1 protein-coding gene and 1 pseudogene are annotated in these 1,106 nt (G+C 60.2%); one reads left to right on the top strand and one right to left on the bottom strand.

The window, feature by feature from the left end; genetic code table 11:
- Window positions 1–62: 62 nt before the first annotated feature.
- A complete protein-coding gene (locus CDQ92_RS21265; RefSeq protein ID WP_158213923.1) occupies window positions 63–227 on the bottom strand; it encodes a hypothetical protein in 165 nt (54 codons plus the stop codon).
- A gap of 106 nt (window positions 228–333) precedes the next feature.
- Here CDQ92_RS21265 and CDQ92_RS20570 point away from each other — a divergent pair.
- Window positions 334–876 (top strand): annotated as a pseudogene (locus tag CDQ92_RS20570) (IS701 family transposase); the annotation flags it as partial.
- Window positions 877–1,106: the final 230 nt, after the last annotated feature.

The following is a 1,106-nucleotide window of genomic DNA, read 5'->3' as shown; positions in this document are numbered from 1 at the left end:
GCGAGGATCGCCGATGACCGGCTGTAATCATAAGCCGCCAACAAGCTGTCTCTTATACACATCTAGATGTGTATAAGAGACAGGTCATGCGCTCTCACGCCGGTAGCGAGCGGCGCATGCCCGTATCCCGGATAGACCGCGCCTTCCGTGTCCCCGAAAATCGCCGTTGCGGGATGAACAATCAGGGGTGTAATCGAGTCGTCCATTTCAATGCGATAGAGCTGCACGCCATCACCCTTGTCGATGCGGGCGCTCCAGGCATCCTCGCCCGGGATACGGTGGAGCTGGTCGATCCCTGTCTCTTATACACATCTAGATGTGTATAAGAGACAGGGCCTGATCGGTCCGGGGGATCGCAAGAGCATCCAGCCGATGGCGGCGCGGACGGGCGAAGTCGGCTATGATCGCCTGCATCACTTCATCGGTGCGGGCCTTTGGGACAGCGGTCCGCTTGAGGCGACCCTGTGGGAACAGGCCGATGCGCTGGTCGGCGGCGACAAGGCATGGCTGATCATCGACGACACCGCGTTGCCGAAGAAAGGGACGGCGTCGGTGGGAGTGGCGCCGCAATATGCATCAGCGCTGGGCAAGAATGCGAACTGCCAGACGCTCGTATCGGTGACGCTGGCGTCGCGAGAGGTGCCGATCATGCTGGGCTTGCGGCTGTTCCTGCCGGAAAGCTGGACGAGCGACGAGGCGCGCATGGTCAAGGCGGGCGTGCCCGAGCCCTTCCGCCCGTATCGCACCAAGCCGGCGATCGCTATCGAGGAAATCGACCGGGTCATTGCCGCCGGGGTGCGCTTTGGCTGTGTGCTCGCGGATGCCGGATACGGCCTCTCGGCTTCTTTCCGCCAGGGGCTGAGCACAAGAGGCTTGCACCTGTCTCTTATACACATCTAGATGTGTATAAGAGACAGCTTATACTCGCCGCAAGTCAGGGCTGCGGTCTAAAAGCTTTACCGTCACCGATGTCACGATGGGTCCTCCCCCGCTTACGGCCTTGCGCGCATTTCGGAGTCTGTCTCTTATACACATCTAGATGTGTATAAGAGACAGCACTGATGCTGGTCGCCGTTGCCGGCGTGGACCATCCCGAGACGATGTTC

The organism is Sphingopyxis bauzanensis (assembly GCF_002205675.1).
In the GTDB taxonomy this organism is placed as follows: Bacteria; Pseudomonadota; Alphaproteobacteria; order Sphingomonadales; family Sphingomonadaceae; genus Sphingopyxis; species Sphingopyxis bauzanensis.
The sequence above is the reverse complement of the archived record's forward strand: the minus strand, read 5'-3'. Positions and strand labels throughout refer to the sequence as shown.